Source organism: Planktotalea frisia, assembly GCF_001890925.1.
GTDB lineage: Bacteria > Pseudomonadota > Alphaproteobacteria > Rhodobacterales > Rhodobacteraceae > Planktotalea > Planktotalea frisia.
Genome location: NZ_MLCB01000206.1, coordinates 1 through 16,305, shown reverse-complemented (window position 1 = coordinate 16,305; position 16,305 = coordinate 1). Strand labels below are relative to the sequence as shown.

Annotated in this window: 20 protein-coding genes and 2 pseudogenes; 4 read left to right on the top strand and 18 right to left on the bottom strand. The window is 55.3% G+C overall.

Going from position 1 to position 16,305, the window contains the following annotated elements; translation table 11 throughout:
* A partial coding sequence (locus PFRI_RS21560; protein WP_217653419.1) for a hypothetical protein occupies positions 1–183 on the top strand: 183 nt, incomplete at its 5' end.
* A gap of 160 nt (positions 184–343) precedes the next feature.
* On the opposite strand, the gene PFRI_RS21755 is transcribed toward PFRI_RS21560, so the two are convergent.
* From PFRI_RS21755 to PFRI_RS19040, 8 genes are all read right to left on the bottom strand, one after another.
* Entirely contained in the window at positions 344–601 is a 258-nt protein-coding gene (locus PFRI_RS21755) for a DUF6525 family protein (protein WP_072632289.1), read from the bottom strand.
* Positions 598–1,233: a DUF1826 domain-containing protein gene (locus PFRI_RS19065; RefSeq protein WP_072632288.1), complete on the bottom strand. Its 636-nt coding sequence runs from the start codon at positions 1,231–1,233 to the stop codon at positions 598–600. The genes PFRI_RS21755 and PFRI_RS19065 overlap by 4 nt, the downstream gene beginning before the upstream one ends.
* On the bottom strand, positions 1,230–2,438 hold the full coding sequence (zigA, locus tag PFRI_RS19060) for a zinc metallochaperone GTPase ZigA (protein ID WP_072632287.1): 1,209 nt from the start codon (positions 2,436–2,438) through the stop codon (positions 1,230–1,232). Before zigA ends, PFRI_RS19065 begins: the two co-directional genes overlap by 4 nt.
* Positions 2,439–2,451: 13 nt before the next feature.
* Positions 2,452–3,516 (bottom strand): CobW family GTP-binding protein, encoded by a 1,065-nt coding sequence (locus PFRI_RS19055; protein ID WP_245812479.1) that lies wholly within the window; start codon positions 3,514–3,516, stop codon positions 2,452–2,454.
* 74 nt (positions 3,517–3,590) lie between these two features.
* On the bottom strand, positions 3,591–4,019 hold the full coding sequence (locus PFRI_RS20995) for a hypothetical protein (RefSeq protein ID WP_139292150.1): 429 nt from the start codon (positions 4,017–4,019) through the stop codon (positions 3,591–3,593).
* A 24-nt stretch (positions 4,020–4,043) separates the two neighbouring features.
* On the bottom strand, positions 4,044–4,472 hold the full coding sequence (locus PFRI_RS20990) for a HoxN/HupN/NixA family nickel/cobalt transporter (RefSeq protein ID WP_084649772.1): 429 nt from the start codon (positions 4,470–4,472) through the stop codon (positions 4,044–4,046).
* On the bottom strand, positions 4,463–5,110 hold the full coding sequence (locus tag PFRI_RS19045; protein WP_072632285.1) for a DUF1007 family protein: 648 nt from the start codon (positions 5,108–5,110) through the stop codon (positions 4,463–4,465). Before PFRI_RS19045 ends, PFRI_RS20990 begins: the two co-directional genes overlap by 10 nt.
* 50 nt (positions 5,111–5,160) lie before the next feature.
* Positions 5,161–6,162, bottom strand: a complete 1,002-nt coding sequence (locus PFRI_RS19040; RefSeq protein ID WP_072632284.1) for a zinc ABC transporter substrate-binding protein — start codon at positions 6,160–6,162, stop codon at positions 5,161–5,163.
* Positions 6,163–6,218: 56 nt separating this feature from the next.
* On the opposite strand from PFRI_RS19040, the gene PFRI_RS19035 reads away from it, so the two are divergent.
* The 3 genes from PFRI_RS19035 to PFRI_RS19025 are packed head-to-tail and all read left to right on the top strand — an operon-like array spanning position 6,219 to position 8,274.
* Positions 6,219–6,734 (top strand): Fur family transcriptional regulator, encoded by a 516-nt coding sequence (locus PFRI_RS19035; protein WP_072632283.1) that lies wholly within the window; start codon positions 6,219–6,221, stop codon positions 6,732–6,734.
* The gene (locus PFRI_RS19030) at positions 6,731–7,480 is read left to right on the top strand and encodes a metal ABC transporter ATP-binding protein (RefSeq protein WP_072632282.1); all 750 of its coding nucleotides are present in this window, start codon (positions 6,731–6,733) and stop codon (positions 7,478–7,480) included. Before PFRI_RS19035 ends, PFRI_RS19030 begins: the two co-directional genes overlap by 4 nt.
* Complete coding sequence (locus tag PFRI_RS19025; protein ID WP_072632281.1) at positions 7,480–8,274, top strand: metal ABC transporter permease; 795 nt, start codon at positions 7,480–7,482, stop codon at positions 8,272–8,274. Before PFRI_RS19030 ends, PFRI_RS19025 begins: the two co-directional genes overlap by 1 nt.
* Positions 8,275–8,808: 534 nt before the next feature.
* On the opposite strand, the gene PFRI_RS19020 is transcribed toward PFRI_RS19025, so the two are convergent.
* From PFRI_RS19020 to PFRI_RS18980, 10 genes and pseudogenes are all read right to left on the bottom strand, one after another.
* The gene (locus PFRI_RS19020) at positions 8,809–9,285 is read right to left on the bottom strand and encodes a GNAT family N-acetyltransferase (protein ID WP_072632280.1); all 477 of its coding nucleotides are present in this window, start codon (positions 9,283–9,285) and stop codon (positions 8,809–8,811) included.
* 148 nt (positions 9,286–9,433) lie between these two features.
* Positions 9,434–9,679, bottom strand: coding sequence for a GNAT family N-acetyltransferase (locus PFRI_RS19015; RefSeq protein WP_084649771.1), 246 nt, complete (start codon positions 9,677–9,679; stop codon positions 9,434–9,436).
* Between the two features lie 65 nt (positions 9,680–9,744).
* A pseudogene (locus tag PFRI_RS19010) lies at positions 9,745–10,101 on the bottom strand (type IV secretion system protein); the annotation flags it as partial.
* Positions 10,101–11,189: a transglycosylase SLT domain-containing protein gene (locus PFRI_RS19005; protein ID WP_072632292.1), complete on the bottom strand. Its 1,089-nt coding sequence runs from the start codon at positions 11,187–11,189 to the stop codon at positions 10,101–10,103. The gene PFRI_RS19005 and the pseudogene PFRI_RS19010, both read right to left, overlap by 1 nt.
* A 55-nt stretch (positions 11,190–11,244) precedes the next feature.
* Positions 11,245–11,412 (bottom strand): hypothetical protein, encoded by a 168-nt coding sequence (locus PFRI_RS21435; RefSeq protein WP_170124885.1) that lies wholly within the window; start codon positions 11,410–11,412, stop codon positions 11,245–11,247.
* The gene (locus PFRI_RS19000; RefSeq protein ID WP_072632278.1) at positions 11,409–13,784 is read right to left on the bottom strand and encodes a VirB4 family type IV secretion/conjugal transfer ATPase; all 2,376 of its coding nucleotides are present in this window, start codon (positions 13,782–13,784) and stop codon (positions 11,409–11,411) included. The genes PFRI_RS21435 and PFRI_RS19000 overlap by 4 nt, the downstream gene beginning before the upstream one ends.
* Positions 13,774–14,052, bottom strand: coding sequence for a VirB3 family type IV secretion system protein (locus tag PFRI_RS18995; RefSeq protein ID WP_072632277.1), 279 nt, complete (start codon positions 14,050–14,052; stop codon positions 13,774–13,776). Before PFRI_RS18995 ends, PFRI_RS19000 begins: the two co-directional genes overlap by 11 nt.
* Positions 14,045–14,338 (bottom strand): TrbC/VirB2 family protein, encoded by a 294-nt coding sequence (locus PFRI_RS18990; protein ID WP_072632276.1) that lies wholly within the window; start codon positions 14,336–14,338, stop codon positions 14,045–14,047. Before PFRI_RS18990 ends, PFRI_RS18995 begins: the two co-directional genes overlap by 8 nt.
* Positions 14,335–14,953, bottom strand: a pseudogene (locus tag PFRI_RS18985) (lytic transglycosylase domain-containing protein). Before PFRI_RS18985 ends, PFRI_RS18990 begins: the two are co-directional and overlap by 4 nt.
* A gap of 43 nt (positions 14,954–14,996) precedes the next feature.
* Positions 14,997–15,350, bottom strand: coding sequence for a hypothetical protein (locus tag PFRI_RS18980; RefSeq protein WP_072632291.1), 354 nt, complete (start codon positions 15,348–15,350; stop codon positions 14,997–14,999).
* Positions 15,351–16,305 lie beyond the last annotated feature (955 nt).

Genomic DNA, 16,305 nt, shown 5'->3' with positions numbered 1-16,305 from the left:
TCTGACGAAATACCATGCGCGAAAAAGGACTTGCAAAAAGGGAGCCATCCACACAAGAAAAACCGGCCTTATGCACATGCGGCTATTGCTGGCGCAGAAATTGCTCGCGTGCGCAGCATCGCTCGTTTGCCAACGCAGTATATTTCGCCGAACCGGTCATTCAAACCAGTCGACCCTGGTTGATTGCAAAAGCTTTTCCCCGTCGTGCAAAAGCTATGCAATAGAACGTATGGCCACAAATCGACTACGATATTTCCGACGAGACAGTTCCCGTACCTGCAAGTTTACACTGATGGCCAGTGATTTCTGCTTCGCTTCAAAATCAAGACCAGATCAACGCGCCTCAATTCACCAAAACGCAATACTTGTCCCGGGAAAGGGTTTTCTGCTCTGTCTCAGTCAACACTACGATGGCATCATCGACGCTGAGGCCATTGCGTCGCGCCTTGTCCCAAATGCGTTTGCACGATTTTGGAGACCATGGAAGCGCCGCTCCCGCGAGCCAACTTCGAAGGGGTTGAGGCAACCTATCGTATGTCATCATCGGGTCTGCTACCCGGCGTCGCTTCTTAAGAGTCGTAGATCCAAGATTGCCAGTCATGTCTCTTCTTCCAGGTCAAAGATCGGATCCAAGACCAGAACAAGCCGCGTTTCGCCTGACCCTTCAATCGGAGGTGATCGGTGCAGCAGGCCGGAGCGAGGCTCTTCTGGCCATAGTGTGCCGCGCAGCAATATCGGGGTGCCAGTTGGGACGGTAAAGATGCGTTTTGGTTCAGCACCATCGTGTGAAATGCCATATTGGGTTCCCGTGCCGCGGTAAGTGCAAACGAGCCGGGCGGTTATGGCATCGATATGGAACTTGCGGCATGCGTTCGCGGTGACGCGACTAAGCCGAAGGCGCACATAGGGAGCATCCATCAAGTCGCAAAAGAGGTGCGATAATGCGGCGATATCCTCGATGAGACGCTGTCGGTGTGGTCCATCCAGCATTAAAGATGTATCGCATAAGTCCGACAGAACTGAGGACACGCTTTGGGGCTTCAGGATCAACCGAGCGGACGGCAGGTTTTCCGGGTCCATCCCGTCCATCCACGTCTGAAAAGCAGGCAGAGGTTGCCGCTGCAAAATCGCAGCAGCACATCCTGGCTTTTCCAGAATGTTAAGGTTCTCGGGCACATGCGCCACACCAACGCCGATGGCAGCACTTTGCAGCACGTCCTGAATTATCGTCATGCCGCCTGCTCCGCCCTGCGCCACTGTGGGAATGGGTCGGGGCAGTCAGGCAGGGCGTCCGGCGACTTTGCCAGTTCTTCAGGCAAAAGTGCTTCATCCAATCGCCCCTTGATGTCAGCCCAGTCAATCCCTGACCCGATAAAGACAATCTCTTGCCGACGGTCGCCCCATGGTTCTTGCCAATGTGCGGTCATATAACTTTGCATACCGTCATGGTCCGGCCAACGGTCCTTTGGGACGGACGCCCACCATGTCCCCATTGGTTTGACCGACGACAGCGAACCAGCCAACGAAAATTCCGCCACCCAGTCAGGACGGGTCGCGATCCAGAAATGCCCTTTTGCGCGGATCACACCCGGCAGGTCGCCATTCAGGACAGCCATGATCTTCTCAGGTTCAAACGGCCTGCGCGCGCGGTAAACGAATGAAGCGATGCCGTATTCTTCGGTTTCCGGCACGTGATCTGCAAAGCCATAAAGCTCTTTGGCCCACATGGGGTGTTCTTGCGCCTTCTCAAAATCGAATAACCCCGTGTTCAGGATTGCATCTGCGGGAACATCCGAATGAGTGGTCTCGATGATCTGGGCGTCTGCATTCAGGCTGCGGATGATCTGACGCGCGGCCTCAACTTGGATGGATGTGGCGTCTGCGACCTTGTTCAACACAACGACATCCGCGAATTCGATCTGTTCGACCAACAGGTTCACCAACGTGCGCTCGTCATCTTCGCCAAGCGTTTCGCCCCGGTCGCTCAGGAAATCGTGGCTGGAATAATCACGCAGCAAGTTCACGGCATCCACGACAGTGACCATCGTATCAAGCCGCGCGACGTCCGACAGGCTTTCACCATGTTCATCGCGAAAATCGAAGGTGGCGGCGACGGGAAGTGGTTCGGAAATGCCAGTGGATTCGATCAGCAGATAATCAAAGCGTCCTTCCGCCGCTAACCTGCGCACCTCGGCCAGCAGGTCATCGCGCAATGTGCAGCAGATGCACCCGTTCGACATCTCGACCAGCGTTTCATCCGTGCGGCTCAGCTCTGTATCAGCGCGCACCAGGTCCGCGTCGATGTTTACCTCGGACATGTCATTGACAATGACCGCAACACGCAGCCCGTCGCGGTTGTTCAGGACGCGGTTGAGAAGCGTGGTTTTACCGGCCCCAAGAAAGCCGGATAGGACGGTGACAGGAAGTTTTTGGGTCATTGGGGGCTCATCCTTAAGCGGTTTTAGCGGTTTGGTGGGCGCGCAGCATGTCGAGGCTGAAGACAAGTTCAGCGCTGGTCATATCGCGGGCAATGACAACGATGCGCGATTGACGGTTTTTGCCCTGCCAGTCGTTCAAGGGCACCGGGGGATCAAAGAGATGCTGCACACCGTGGAACACGAACGGCGTCTCAATGCCGATCAGATGTACGATGCCTTTTACGCGGAGGATGTCGGGCCCGCGCAGCATGATGAGCGTGTCGAGCCAACGGTCAAAATCATCTGCAGGAATTGGGTCATGCAGGACGATAGACGCTGATCCAATCCGCGCGTCATGTTGCGATACAGGTGCGGAAGGTGTGGCTGACGGAGCGAAGCCGGACAGATTTTCAAGAGGATCACGGGGCGCGGTCGGCGTCAGCCACGCTATGGCATGATCAGATGTTCCCTGATGGCGCATACCGCTTAAATCCCAGAGGGCTGTAATTGGCACCACACCACGATCCGCCCGCAAAATGTCCGCAGTTGGGTTGAGCGATCGCAGCCGTATTTTGAACGCGCTTGATGCGCTCTTGGACACCAGATCGGTTTTGCTCAGCACAAGCAGATCCGCCATCGCGACTTGCGAAACGGCTTCGAACTGGCGGTTGAGCGTGTCCGGACCTGTTGCTGCATCCACCACCGTGACAACCCCGTCTATACGGAAGTTCTTTGCCAGATAGGTGTCCAACAAGAACGTCTGTAGAATTGGTGCGGGGTCTGCGAGGCCCGTTGTCTCGATCACGACGCGGTCGAATGTCAAACGGTCTTCTTGTCTGCGGGCAGCCAAGTCTTGCAGGGTGCGCGACAGGTCGCCGCGAATGGAGCAGCACAGGCAGCCCGATTGCATCAAGACGATATCTTCGTCCACGGCCTCGATCAGGTCGTGATCAAGTCCGGCCTCGCCGAACTCATTCACAATGACAGCGATCCTTGGTCCGGTTGCATTGGTTAGGATCGCATTGAGGAGTGTGGTCTTTCCCGCACCAAGAAAGCCTGTCAGCAAGGTTACCGGGAAGCGGGTATCTGTGGCGTCCATGTTATCGGTCATTCTGTTCCATTTTATCATTTTGTAATGTTATGACATAACACTAAATGAGAGGTCAAGATGCTTCAATCCAAGTAGGGCAACAACATTCCGATGCTGATGGCGATGATCAGGACGCCTCCAGTCACGTGCAGTGTTGCCGAGATGGCCTGCATGGCTTGGTGATCCCGCGCCCCAAGACCGGCCAACCTCCGAGCGGCGACGCCGGAGGTGACAACAGTCAGGTTAAACGCGGCGGTCCCGAGACCCATCGTGATCACGGCAAGACATCCAACGGCAAAAGCATCGAACCGAGCCGCGATCACCAGTACAAATAATGCACCAGTGCAAGGCCTCATCGCGATGCTGGCGATCAAAGCGACCGCGTCGCGCGCCGATGTAAGTGTTGCTATTTCCTGGATGCTTGGACCATGTGCATGGCCGCAACAGCCGTGCGCAGCCTGTTTGGCTTGGCCCATTTTGTGCCAACTACGTGCACCGCGAAATACTAACACAACCCCGATCGCGGCAATTGCTGCCTAACTTGCGGGGGCGAGCCAAGCCTCTGTGAGATCGGCCAGATCAGCGGAACCGATTTGCAAAACAAAATAGAGGCCGCCAACCAAAAGGATGGCCGTCGCCGCCTGCGCCAGACTGGATAGAACCGTCAATATGCTCAACCGTTTTAAGGTTGCGCCACTGGCAAGGGCTGCTCCACCAATCAGCACTTTCCCATGACCCGGCCCAAGGGCGTGGAAGAATCCATAAGCCGCTGTCGCACTGCACAAAGTCCAGACGGCCCTCGGATCGCCGGCCTGAATTCCCCTTAGGGCACCTGCCATTGCATTTTGGAACGTGCGTTGTTCGCCAGCTGCCCATTGTTGAATGTCGAACCACTGCACAAAGCTCCACGCGGCGGCACCGGCAGCGAAGATGCATAAAACGATGGGACCAAACCTTAACCACATGTCAGGCGCACCTCATCAGAGAAGAGGCGTCCGACATTCTCTTGCGTGGGTGCCTCTTCGCGCCCCAGTGCAGTGAGCGTTTCCTGCAAGGCGTTTTCTGTGGCATTCGGTTCAAACGGCACGATCTGCGCCTGACAGCCTTCAGGCAGAGCGATGGGGTCTTTCGCGGGCAGAATGGCATAGGCGTAGAAAAAGACGGGGTCATAAAGACGCAGAAAAGCGGTCGCACCTTCGATCCTGACAGGCTGTGACATTAGTAGATCAAATGAGACTTCAACCTGATTGCTCTCAAGCGTGACAGCAGCGGCTTCGGGTCGCCCCAGTGGATAGTCTTGCCCAGCGACCTCAAGGTAGACATCGCCCTTGTATTCAGGGTCCCAGTTGGTTTCACCGTCTATAACTGCAGCTCGGTCAGCATCATTAAACTGTCCGTCTCCATCGAAATCCAAGTTCAACGATTCAAATAGGATAAGCGTTGTAAATTCGTCGTAGGTCCATGAAATCCGAAGCGCCTCTAATTGCCCGTCAGTCCCAAAGATGAAGCCGGTCCGCGCATCGACGAAGACATGCGGATGTGCCTTGGCGGGTCCACCAAGGCACATCACAACGAACAAAAGGCCCCAAAATCTGTGTGACACGGGAGACTTGTGCTCCAATCTTTAATCCGGATTTTACGGGGCTGATGCGATTACATGCAGCCTGCAAGGGCGGTCGACAGATTCCGGATAAGTTGAGGGTAAAGTGCCGGACCCGGCTCCAGATCGGAGCCTAGCGGATCGAGAATGCCCGTCTGTGCTTGCGTTCCATCGAGAACAGTTGCGACTAGACCGGGATTGAATTGCGGTTCGGCCAGAACACAATCAATGCCTTGCTCGGCGATCCGACCTTGGATTTCTGCAATTCGTGCTGGGCTAGGGTCAGACGCATCGCCGATGGAAATTGCGCCTGATGCCGGGAAATCAAAATCCGCCTCAAAGTACTGATAGGCATCATGGAACACGACGAATTGGCCATCACGCACAGGATCAAGCGTTGCTGTGACCTCACCAATCAAGGCTTCAATCTCAGTACGGCCTGCTGCCGCATTCGCAAAGTAAGTACCTGCGTTATCAGGATCGGCGGCGGAAAGCTGCCCTGCGATCACGTTCAGCCAGGTCATTGCATTTTGTGGTGACAACCATGCGTGCGGATCATGCGCACCGTGGTCATGTTCGTCGTGCTCGGCTTCTTCGTCATCATGAGCATCATGCGCTTCGTCTGCGTGATCATCATGGTCTTCGTGGCCCTCTTCGTCGTCATGATCTTTCTCGTCATCATGGTCATGGGCTTCGAACAACGCACCTTCCCGGAACTCCAGTTCGATCGTGCCATCTGCTTCCAGCAATGCCGTCACAGCGGCATCCGGTGCGAGCGTTTCAATCGTATCGGTCAGCCATGGCGTCAAATCGGGTCCAATCCAAAATACAAGATCGGCGTCCTGCAACGCGGAGGCTTCAGATGGACGAAGGCTGTACTCGTGCGGGCTTGCACCGGGCTGAACAATCAAATCGGGTGTGCCGACGCCTTCCATGACCCGTGCTACCAAAGAATGGACCGGGGCGATATCAACCGCCACCTTCGGCGCGTCCGCGTAGGCTGTTCCACCCATCAAAGTGGCACTAAGGGACAGTGTAAGAAGCTTTCTGGACATCGAGGTCTCCATGTGATTGTATAACATTACACATCAGATAGACGAAATGTAATAACATGACAAGTGAGTCGAACAAGACAAATGCTGCGAACAGCCCCTTGGGGTTTGCGCAACATGATCATCGCACATGCGTGAGCGGGGGTCTTGCCGCAGCCGAGGCCCGTTGTGCGGCTGAAGGTCTTCGCTTTACGCCTGTGCGGCGCAAGGTGCTCGAGATATTGCTGCAAAATCACCGCGCGCTCGGCGCTTACACGATTTTGGACAGGCTGCGCGAAGACGGGTTCGGGTCGCAGCCTCCCGTTGCGTACCGCGCGTTGGATTTCCTTGTCGTAAATGGTTTGGCCCATAAGATCGAACGGCTAAATGCCTTCATTGCCTGCGTTCACCCCAGCCAATCCCACACACCAGCATTTATGATCTGCCGCCTGTGTGACGCGGTGGCCGAGGCCCAATCTTCCCCCGCGCGGGGTGCATTGGGCGACGCGGCACGCGCCACCGGGTTCCGGATAGAGCGCACTGTCGTGGAGGCCGAAGGCGTCTGCCCGGCCTGTGTAGACAAGGCCGACGCATGAGCCTTGTTCAGGTTGAAGACCTTAGCGTCCGTTATGGCGCAAGGACGGTGCTATCACGCGTGTCATTGCGCGTCGAACCCGGTGAGATTGTCACAATTGTTGGCCCGAACGGGTCAGGCAAAACCAGCCTACTGCGCGCGATTATCGGGGCGGTGAAGCCGCTTAAAGGTCGCGTCGTGCAAGGGAGTGGCGTAAAAATCGGCTATGTTCCGCAAAAACTGCATATTGACGAGACATTGCCAATCACAGTTTCAAGGTTCTTGAAATTGCTGGGCGGCGTCGCAGTTGCAGACATCGATCATGCGCTAGCGCAAGCAGGAGTGCCGGACTTGGCTGCAGCGCAACTCTCGCAGCTCTCTGGCGGTCAATTCCAGCGGGTCCTCCTTGCCCGCGCCTTGATCGGAAAACCTGATCTGCTGCTCTTGGACGAAGCCACACAGGGGCTTGACCAACGCGGTTCAGCATCCTTTTACCAACAGATCGAAACTGTGCGGCAAAACACGGGCTGCGCGGTTCTGATGATCAGCCACGAATTGCACGTTGTGATGAGCGCCTCTGACCGCGTCATCTGCCTTAACGGTCATGTTTGCTGTGAAGGAACACCGGCGGTGGTCGCATCTGCGCCCGAATACAGGGCATTGTTCGGGCCCGGCACGGGCGGCGCACTGGCGCTTTACCGGCATGAACACGATCACCACCATGATCATGGCGATCATAACCACGACCACACAGAGGCCGCAGAATAATGCTTGATGATTTTATGGTGCGTGCGGCTCTGGCCGGAATTGGCGTGGCTTTTGCCGCCGCACCTTTGGGGTGTTTTGTGGTCTGGCGACGTATGGCGTATTTTGGGGATGCCACGGCGCACGCCGCGATCCTTGGTGTCGCCCTGTCGCTCGCGTTCTCGATGTCAATTTTCGTGGGGTCGATGGCAGTGGCCTTGCTGATGGCGCTGGTTGTCAGCGTGTTGTCTGGAAGGGGCTATGCGATGGACACACTGTTGGGGGTTCTTGCGCATTCCGCACTTGCCTTTGGACTTGTTGCGGTGTCCTTCATTTCGGGAGTGCGGATCGATCTAATGGCCTATCTCTTTGGTGATATTCTGGCCGTGTCGCGCGGGGATCTTTCGGTCATCTGGGGCGGTGCTGCAGTTGTCGTCGCTTTGATCGGCTGGCGCTGGTCGGCCCTGCTGACGGCGACATTGAACGAAGACCTGGCTTACGCGAGCGGGATCAACCCGAAACGTGAACAACTGGTGCTGACGATCGCGCTGGCCATTACGGTTGCGGTTGCGATCAAAGTCGTGGGAGTCCTGCTTATTGCCGCCATGCTGATCATACCGGCAGCCGCCGCACGCCCTTTGTCACGCACGCCCGAAGGTATGGCAGTCGCCGCCGGTCTGATCGGGATGCTATCAGCCACTATCGGTCTGCGCGCAGCGTATGTGTTTGATACGCCTGCAGGTCCCTCCATTGTGTGCGTCGCGGCGATTACGTTTCTCGCAACTAGCATTCTGAGGGGTTTTAGACACCAGCGGTAAAGCGACGTTGTATCGTCCGGTAGATTTCTTGATGGCGTCGAGCTTAGGGATCATTTTGTCTCGCAAGCCGTAAGTTGCCGTCTACGAAACCGGCAGCAGCTCATTCGCCCTGTTTTCAACTGTCGATCTTTTCTGCGATGCTCAGCGTATCTTCAAGCTCTACACCAACCACACGTCCATTGTTCCAAGGTCTGTCTTTTGATTTAACGGCGGGAAGTTGGATTCTGGACATGAGTTATCCTCCCTCCAGCCCAAGCATCGACACAGCGCCGACGGCAAATTCTATCAAGAAATGTAGATGACCGCTCTCGGTGACACTTCAAAGCGATGTACCGAAGCGACGCGGCCGACCGCTTCGGGAAATCGCGCTGATCGCTGCACAGTGGACGGACTGGTAAGATTCGGACAAACCTGCCTGATTCACGTACGGCTATTGCTGGCGCAGCAATTCGTCGCTGTTACGTCAGGATTTTTGCTGCAATGCAGCCTGCGTCGTGGAAGCTGCGGTTCAAACTGCACGCATCAAAAGCCGAGTCAGATGATTTTCATATCGACCGCGTGCCTGTAGACAACAAAATCCGTATTCTTAGCGACCTTATCGTATAGCTTCATCGCCGTCTCATTCGATGAGTGCGTATGCCAATAAACCCCAACCGTTCCCGCTTGCTTTGCGTGGTCATAAAAAGCTGAGATCAGCTTTTTCCCGACACCTTTGCCGCGTAGCGAAGGAGAAGAAAAAACGTCCTGAAGATAGCAAGTATTTTCAATCGTGATCGTGTTTCTATGAAATATGAAGTGGGCAAGACCGACAAGCCGTCCTTCGTATTCAGCCACCAAGCAATGCACCGGCTCACTTGGTTCTAGGAATCTTTGCCAAGTCGATTGAACAATGTCCTCTGAAAGCGCGGTTGCGCCGGTTCTTCCATAAAATTCATTATACTGATCCCACAGCGCGCGCCATTGGCCGTAGTCGCTTACTGAAACGTCCCGAATAAGGATGGCGTTTTCCATGTCTCTCGTCCTTTTGAACCGAAAACTATAAGCTGGCTTTATGGGGGTGTTCCGGTATCTAGTAACGTCTTAAATGCCTTGGCTTATATCTCAACCGGTGTCGCCAACGGCAGGTCTTAGAATGCCAATTCATCTGCTTTTGTGGGTGTCACCCAATGGATTGGCTGCGTCTTTCCAACGTGATCACATCGCGCCAGCGGCCCGCGAATGGCCCATAATCCATCCTTCCAAGCTTGGTTCTGGTGCCGACAACACTGAATCCGAAATCTTTATGCAGCGATAGGCTCGCTTCATTTTCTGGAAAAATCTGGGAAACCAATGTCCAGTATCCGGCGTGCTCTGAGGCAAAGATCACCTCATTCAACAGGTGCCGCCCGATCCCACGCCCTTGCATATTCGCTGACACATAAATCGATACTTCACCCACACCTTTATAGACGGCACGGGCAGAGGTTGGACGATGGTCGCGATGATATCGCCAAACTCTTGGTCCAGAAGACCGTTGAGCTCATCCTCCATCTGCGTGCGGATGATTTCTGGCAGTTCGGCGAGACGGGTCAGGGCCTCATAAGTGCGTTGCAGCTCTGCGAGTTGATCCGTGAGTGTGGCAAGTTGTTCGCGCAGCTGCACCAGCTGCTCGTTTTGCAAAATCTCGTCTTCGATCATCTGACGGAGTTGCTGGATGTTCTGGGCGATATTCTGGGTGTCAACCACAGGAACGCCCTGTGCGAAGACCGAGGTAGGTGACGTCACGTGTAGTCCGAGTGCGAGCGTGCCAACCAAAGCAGTCCTCAAAAGCCATTTGGATCTAAGCATTAGTCCAACTCCTCGATTGTAAAGTTCATAAAGTTTCCTTCGGCCATGCGGGCAGAGGCTTGGGCCAATTCAACGGCGCTCAAGGCCCGGGTTCTTGCCGCTTGCAGGCGAATGCGGGCCGCGACGAGGCGCACGAGTTCCGCGCGGGCATAGGTGTTGAGCGCCATACTTTCCTGCACATCCTCAGTCTCTGAAATGCGCTCCACGATGTCACGGATCCGTATGGCCGCCTGTCTGATAGCAGCAGGGGAATTGTTACCGTAGAAAGCAGCGCCATGCCCTGTGATCGAGAGATTGGCATTGGCCAGGAGTGCAGGATCGATTGTTCCCAAGGCTTCGATACCGCCGATCCGGCTGAGATAGAGATTATACCGTTCTGGGATGACAGTGACGTAGTGCTGGGTTTCTCGAAATGGCGGCACGCCGCTGTATTCAAACACACGGCCCGGTCCTGCATTGTAGGCGGCAAGCGCGTTGATGATGTTGCCGTCAAAGGTGTTGAGTTGCGTGGCCAAATACCGCGCGCCGCCATGCACCTGCAAATAGGGGCTGTCATAGTAGGCAGGATTGATGCCGAGGTCGCTCGCAGTGCCTGGCATGATCTGGGTGAGACCAAAGGCACCGATAGGAGAGCGCGCACCAATCGTGAAGCGGCTTTCCTGCCAAATCAGGGCTTGAAGAAGGGCGCGCCATTGGACGGGAGAGAGTCCGGCACGCCCGACGCCCGCAAAGCCGCTGGTCTCTTGAGCGACACGGATTATGAGTTGTTCGATATTCTGGGCCGCATCGCCAAACATCTGCGTGCCACCGGGATTAGGATCAATTTCTCCTGAGCCATAAACGGCTTCCACCGAGCGCGCCGGATCACCACTGCCAGATTCCAAACCGGACACCATTGCGGGCAGGCCTTGGCCTCCAAAGCTTGATTGGGCGTCGAGGATACGCGCCAGCGTTTCCAATTGCTCGCGCGCGATCTCCGAGATGAGTTCCTGCACAGTAAGTTTGTCGGCTTGGGTCGCCAGATCGACGTCTCGATCGCCCGTCTCTACGATGTCGCGTACTGTCAGCCCACTATCATTGGTAGGCACACCTTGGGCATGCGCGGCGCTAACTACTGTCGAAAGCAAGAACAGAAGGGCAAAGCTAGACTTCAACGTCTCCCTCCGAACCGTTGATCGGGGTGAAGGTACAATCTGGCGCGACTGGTGCGACGGCGGCCAAGAAAGTGAAGCAGTTCGCTTGGGGCTCTTGGTATTGTGCGCAGGATGCGAGCACACCAAGTGCGCAGATCAGGATCAGTGGTCTTGTCATGTCAGTCTCCAGAAATCAGGACGGTCGCGGTAATCAGCACCAACAAGGGCTTCGCCTTTTTCCATGCCTCCGAGGATTGTGAGGTTGGGGCCTAAAGCACTGAGATCAGCGTCCACCACGACCGAACCGCGATCATCACGGATCAGGGCCAATCGCGAATTGCTGCCTGTGTTTAGCAATACGTCGAGTTCTTTCTCGAAGAGGTTCAGCATCGCGTAGTCAGACGCGTGGGCGCGGATGTTGGGCAGCAGGATTTGTGTCGGGACGGCTTCGACAATGGTTTTACCGGTGCGGGTACGTTCCAGCTGGCTTGCATACTGGGTCATCATCACAGCAACGGTGTTTTGCTTTCGGGCCGTCACAAGCCAGTTTGACAGGCGTTCGGCAAAATATGCATTGTCGAGCGCTTTCCAGGCCTCATCGATGATGATGATCGTGGGGCGGCGATCCTCAATCTCGCGTTCAACGCGGCGAAACAGGTAGCTGAGCACGGCCATCCGTTCTTTCTCAGACTCAGAGTCGAGAATGCCAGTAAGATCAAACCCGACCACATCACCTTCGAGAGAAAACGTGTCTTCTAGCGACTGGCCAAATATCCAGCCGTAGCGACCGTCACTGGTCCATTCGAGCAGTCGCTGGTGCAAATCACCGCCATCATCGGTGGAGACAAAGAGCGAGGCGAAGTCCTTCCAATTGCGCAAAGCCGGGTCGGTGGCGTTCGCGTTCTGGCGCACGACCTCTTGGATGCGGTTGGTTTGAACGGGCGTTAGCGGCTTGTCCGCGCGATAGAGCAGGGTGGCCAGCCAGTCCGAGAGCCAAGCCGTGCCGCGATCGTCCACCTCGGTCCAAAGCGGATTGAGGCCCGTGCCCTGCCCAGCCTTCAATGCTGCATAGCTTCCCCCGTTGGCGCGGACCGCCATCTCCATACCTAAACGGTAATCAAAGACGAAGATCCGCGCACCAGCTCGACGGGCTTGGGTCATGAGAAATGCGGAAAGTACGGATTTACCTGATCCGGGCCGCCCCATGATTAAGGTGTGTCCGCTGGTCGGCTCTTTATCAGGGCTCCCTTGCTCGTGATAAGAAAACCGATAGGCACTTTGCTCGGGCGTCGGCAGCATGGTGATGACTTTGCCCCAAGGCACGTCACCCGCCCCTTTGCCGAGCTGTGTGCGGTGGAACGCGGCGAAATCCGCAAAGTTGCGGTTGGTGATGGCACTGGCGCGCACGCGCTTGGGCTGATTGCCGGGGTGCTGGCTAAGGTAATGCGCCTTGGCAGCAACCCGCTCGCCGATCATCTTCACGCCTTCAGCAGCGGCCGCATTGACGATCTCGGCGCTCACTGTCTGCAGCTCATCGAGGGTGTCGCAGAAGATGGTTACGACCATATGATGCTCGCCAAAGCTCTGACGTTTAGCTTCAAGATCATCGGCGGCGATGTCGAGCGCTTCCATGAGCGAGAGGGCAGCATCCTGCGAGGCTTGCATCTGTCGTTTCTGCCGTTTGATGCGACCTGCCATGAGGTTGGAATTGATTGGCGTGAACGAATGGGTGACGATCATGTCGACTGGCAGGTTCAACATGTCGAACATCGTGCAAGACGTGGCCTCTGAGTATTCCCCGATGGTGAAACTCTTGCCGTAGCGGTGGCCAACGACGCCTTCTGAAAGTTCAAAATGATCCTCAAGGAATGTCACGCGGGTGTTGGCGACGTTAAACGACAGAAAACCGTAAGTGCTCGCTGGATAGAGAGGCAGTTCTTGGCCCGTATTGAGCGCTCCGAGGAACCCAACCAGCTCGCCAGACTTCGCTGACAGAACGCGCGGTTTGAGATCAGCCAGCCCCGAGGCGAAGACATTCACGGCCTCGTTCAACCGTCGAAGGCGTTTTTGAGTTTCTTCTTTGAAGCGCTCAGGTGCGCTGCGATTGAGGAACGGAAGAAAACTCTTGGACGGCGGACGGTGCATGACTGTGAGAGTCAGTGTCTTGTCGCGCAGCCCGCTGATCGCCAGCTTCTCGCGCCACTGGCGATCCACTTCGCCAGCAAAGCTTTTGGTGCGGACGGGTTCAAGCTCCGGCGCAATCGCCTTTGAGACCTTATGTACATAATAGCTGAATTCTGGACCTAGCTGCGCGACAATACGGGCAAAGAGGGACGTGACCTTGTCGAGGTAAGCATCATAAGTTGTGTAACTGTTGACCCCGTCCAAGCGGATGCATTGGAACAATTCGTTGACCCGTGTGCGCACCGTTTGGTCCTCGACCAAACTGACATAGGGCAGCATATGCGCCAAACGGGTTTCCCTCACGTACCAGTTCGGCGTCAATGTTCGGGTATCGAGGGCTTCGTCGCCAGTATCATCAGGGTGCATAGCTGTCCCCGCCATGAACGTGCCGGTTTCGGGTGGGTGGGGTTTCCTGTAGCGCCGTCATCATAACGTCGATGAATCGCGGATCCCAATCTGCTGCTTTCCAAAGGACGGGGTAGAGCACGATCGCAACCCCAAGGATCACGATGTGCTGAACCCAGACGAACAATAGCACCGAGCCAAAGAGCCAGACCATCGCATACATGATGGGCAGGCCCAAAAGCTTGGGCGGGCGCACGAGGCCGAGGAAGAGGGGAGAGCGCTCAGCCACCAGCGAAAACTGCAGCGACAATTGTGGGGGCTGCCGCAACACCGGCGATGCCAACGAGGACCCAGAGTGCTTGGCGCAGATCAATGATGTTGAAGAACCAACTGAGGAAAACGCCCAAAACAGCGAGCGTGGCAATGACGACGCCAAGCGGGCCGGTCAGAGCGTCAACGATGCCCTGTAGCAGACTTTGAATGGGGGAAAGATCGATGCTTTGCGCAAGCGCAGGGTCGGCAATCAGCAAAAACAGCGCCAATGATGCTGCGAATAGGGATGTAAAATGTCTCATGGGTTTGTTCCTTCCAGTCGGGCGACCACCGCCATGACGCGGGCCACATGATTTTGGGTTTCTCGGTAAGGGGGGATACCATCGTATTGGCGCACGGCATCGGGTCCAGCATTGTAGGCTGCCAACGCAAGCCGTGGATCGCCAAACTCACGGAGCATTATCGCAAGATAGCGCGCCGAACCGTCAAGGTTTTGTAGGGGATCGCGGGGATCGACGCCGAGATCGCGCGCTGTCGCTGGCATCAACTGGCCAAGGCCAATGGCGCCTGCGCTAGAAACCGCGCTCTGACGATAGGCGCTTTCGATTTCAATGTTGGCGCGGAAGAGAAGGAGCCAGTCTGAAACCGAAAGTCCCGCGCGGCGCAAGCCAGTGTGGCTGCCGTAGCGTAGCGCCGTGGCCTCAATTGCCGAAAGGACGTCTGCGCGGGGAAGGGCGCGCGCGGTACAACGGCAGCAACGCGTATTTCTTCTGTTGCTGCGGCAACATCAGGTTGGTCAAATATAGTGAGCGCTTCGGCCGCCGAGCCTTGGCCAACGCCGTCGTTGTAGTTTCGAGCAAAACTGTTTTGGGGTTGCGTGCGGTCAGAGAGCCGTCGCTCTCCATGACCAGAACCATTTGCGCGGAGGCGGAAAAAGTGGATGCGCCAAGAAGGAGAAGACTAGCCGCTGCTGCCTTCGTCGGCCGTTGCCAGTTTATGCGTGGTGCGTTGACCTTCTTCGAGCGGAACATCTGCGTGGGAGAAACCAATCCCAACCAAGAAGGATACAACACCCGTGATAGTCTTGAACTCGCGGATTTTGATGTCGTTATGCGTTGTACGGGTGCGGGCAGTGACAAGAAGTTTTTCCACGCCGTCATCACTGACAGCGCGCATGATCCATATACCGTAATAGCTCGGACCTTTCTTGTGCGCAGACTCCTGGCACAAAATCTCGGCGCTATAGCCGCTTTCCACGAGTTCGCGGAATCTCGCCTCCGTAACCACATTTGGTGCTTCTACTTCCCAGTTCATGACTGCGATCACACTTCTCTTTTCTCGAGACGTAGGATCGCCATGCCCACCATGGACATCACGAACATACGAAAGTATATTAATGAAACGCAAGATATATTATTGCGATTCTGTTGAGGATATTTCCACCAGCCTGCTCAGTCCGGCGGTTTTGCCCTGATGTATAATATAGAGGATTCTTGTTAAAGAATGAAGATGCTGCATTTGATCCCGCAGGTTATACTATTGAGTGTTGCGGTCAGTAGTGCGGCCAACAGCGCTACTTGTCTCGCACCACAACGGCCGCTTGTTCCAAACGACCCTGCAGCGGTAATCGAATTTGCTGATTTGATCAGGCAGGATTTCGAGAGCTATATCACAGACATTCAGCGGCATTTCCGGTGTTTGGAGGATGAACGGGTCAGAGCCTTCGAGGAGGCCCGGCAGGTCAGCCAAGATTACGGAGCTTTCGTGAGCAGCTTGGGAAAGGATTGAGTTAAGCTTCAGTTTTCGCGTTAGGAATTATCGGACATCGTTCGAAGCTATTGGAGGTCTCAATGATCCATAAAGTTGATGTTTCGCCCGTATCCCAAAGGTACTCAACCCCTACCGTTCTGCCAGTCAATGCGCAGATCATTCGGCTGATAGCTTTTGCTTCCAATGGCTTATCATCAAACTGCCTCATAGACTTTTCCTTGTTTTTGCAAAAAATCCAGCTCAGAATCCATACGAATGCCCCGTACCTTCTCAATCTGCGGAAGCTCGCGTTGCATTAATAAAATCCAAGAGGTCAATTCGAACTTCGCGACCACTCAACTTGTTACACTATGAAATTCCCGCTATAAGGGAGAATAATGACAGAGCTGCACTATCGCACGAACGTAACGATCAAGGCGAAATATCACTTAATAAGCCTATACCGCTGCTACCCCAAAACCCGAATTTTTTCATGGGTTATGACGCGGAAATTGTCTGA

Excerpts from the sequence above, each read along its gene's own strand:
- PFRI_RS19020 (WP_072632280.1), bottom strand. The coding sequence starts at position 9,285 with ATGGAAAACGCCATCCTTATTCGGGACGTTTCAGTAAGCGACTACGGC.
- PFRI_RS19015 (WP_084649771.1), bottom strand. The coding sequence starts at position 9,679 with ATGCAAGGGCGTGGGATCGGGCGGCACCTGTTGAATGAGGTGATCTTT.
- PFRI_RS21435 (WP_170124885.1), bottom strand. The coding sequence starts at position 11,412 with ATGACAAGACCACTGATCCTGATCTGCGCACTTGGTGTGCTCGCATCC.
- PFRI_RS21755 (WP_072632289.1), bottom strand. The coding sequence starts at position 601 with ATGACTGGCAATCTTGGATCTACGACTCTTAAGAAGCGACGCCGGGTA.
- PFRI_RS19065 (WP_072632288.1), bottom strand. The coding sequence starts at position 1,233 with ATGACGATAATTCAGGACGTGCTGCAAAGTGCTGCCATCGGCGTTGGT.
- PFRI_RS19000 (WP_072632278.1), bottom strand. The coding sequence starts at position 13,784 with ATGCACCCTGATGATACTGGCGACGAAGCCCTCGATACCCGAACATTG.
- PFRI_RS19040 (WP_072632284.1), bottom strand. The coding sequence starts at position 6,162 with ATGTCCAGAAAGCTTCTTACACTGTCCCTTAGTGCCACTTTGATGGGT.
- PFRI_RS19025 (WP_072632281.1), top strand. The coding sequence starts at position 7,480 with ATGCTTGATGATTTTATGGTGCGTGCGGCTCTGGCCGGAATTGGCGTG.
- PFRI_RS20990 (WP_084649772.1), bottom strand. The coding sequence starts at position 4,472 with ATGTGGTTAAGGTTTGGTCCCATCGTTTTATGCATCTTCGCTGCCGGT.
- PFRI_RS19030 (WP_072632282.1), top strand. The coding sequence starts at position 6,731 with ATGAGCCTTGTTCAGGTTGAAGACCTTAGCGTCCGTTATGGCGCAAGG.
- zigA (WP_072632287.1), bottom strand. The coding sequence starts at position 2,438 with ATGACCCAAAAACTTCCTGTCACCGTCCTATCCGGCTTTCTTGGGGCC.
- PFRI_RS19035 (WP_072632283.1), top strand. The coding sequence starts at position 6,219 with ATGACAAGTGAGTCGAACAAGACAAATGCTGCGAACAGCCCCTTGGGG.
- PFRI_RS18980 (WP_072632291.1), bottom strand. The coding sequence starts at position 15,350 with ATGAACTGGGAAGTAGAAGCACCAAATGTGGTTACGGAGGCGAGATTC.
- PFRI_RS18990 (WP_072632276.1), bottom strand. The coding sequence starts at position 14,338 with ATGAGACATTTTACATCCCTATTCGCAGCATCATTGGCGCTGTTTTTG.
- PFRI_RS19055 (WP_245812479.1), bottom strand. The coding sequence starts at position 3,516 with ATGGACGCCACAGATACCCGCTTCCCGGTAACCTTGCTGACAGGCTTT.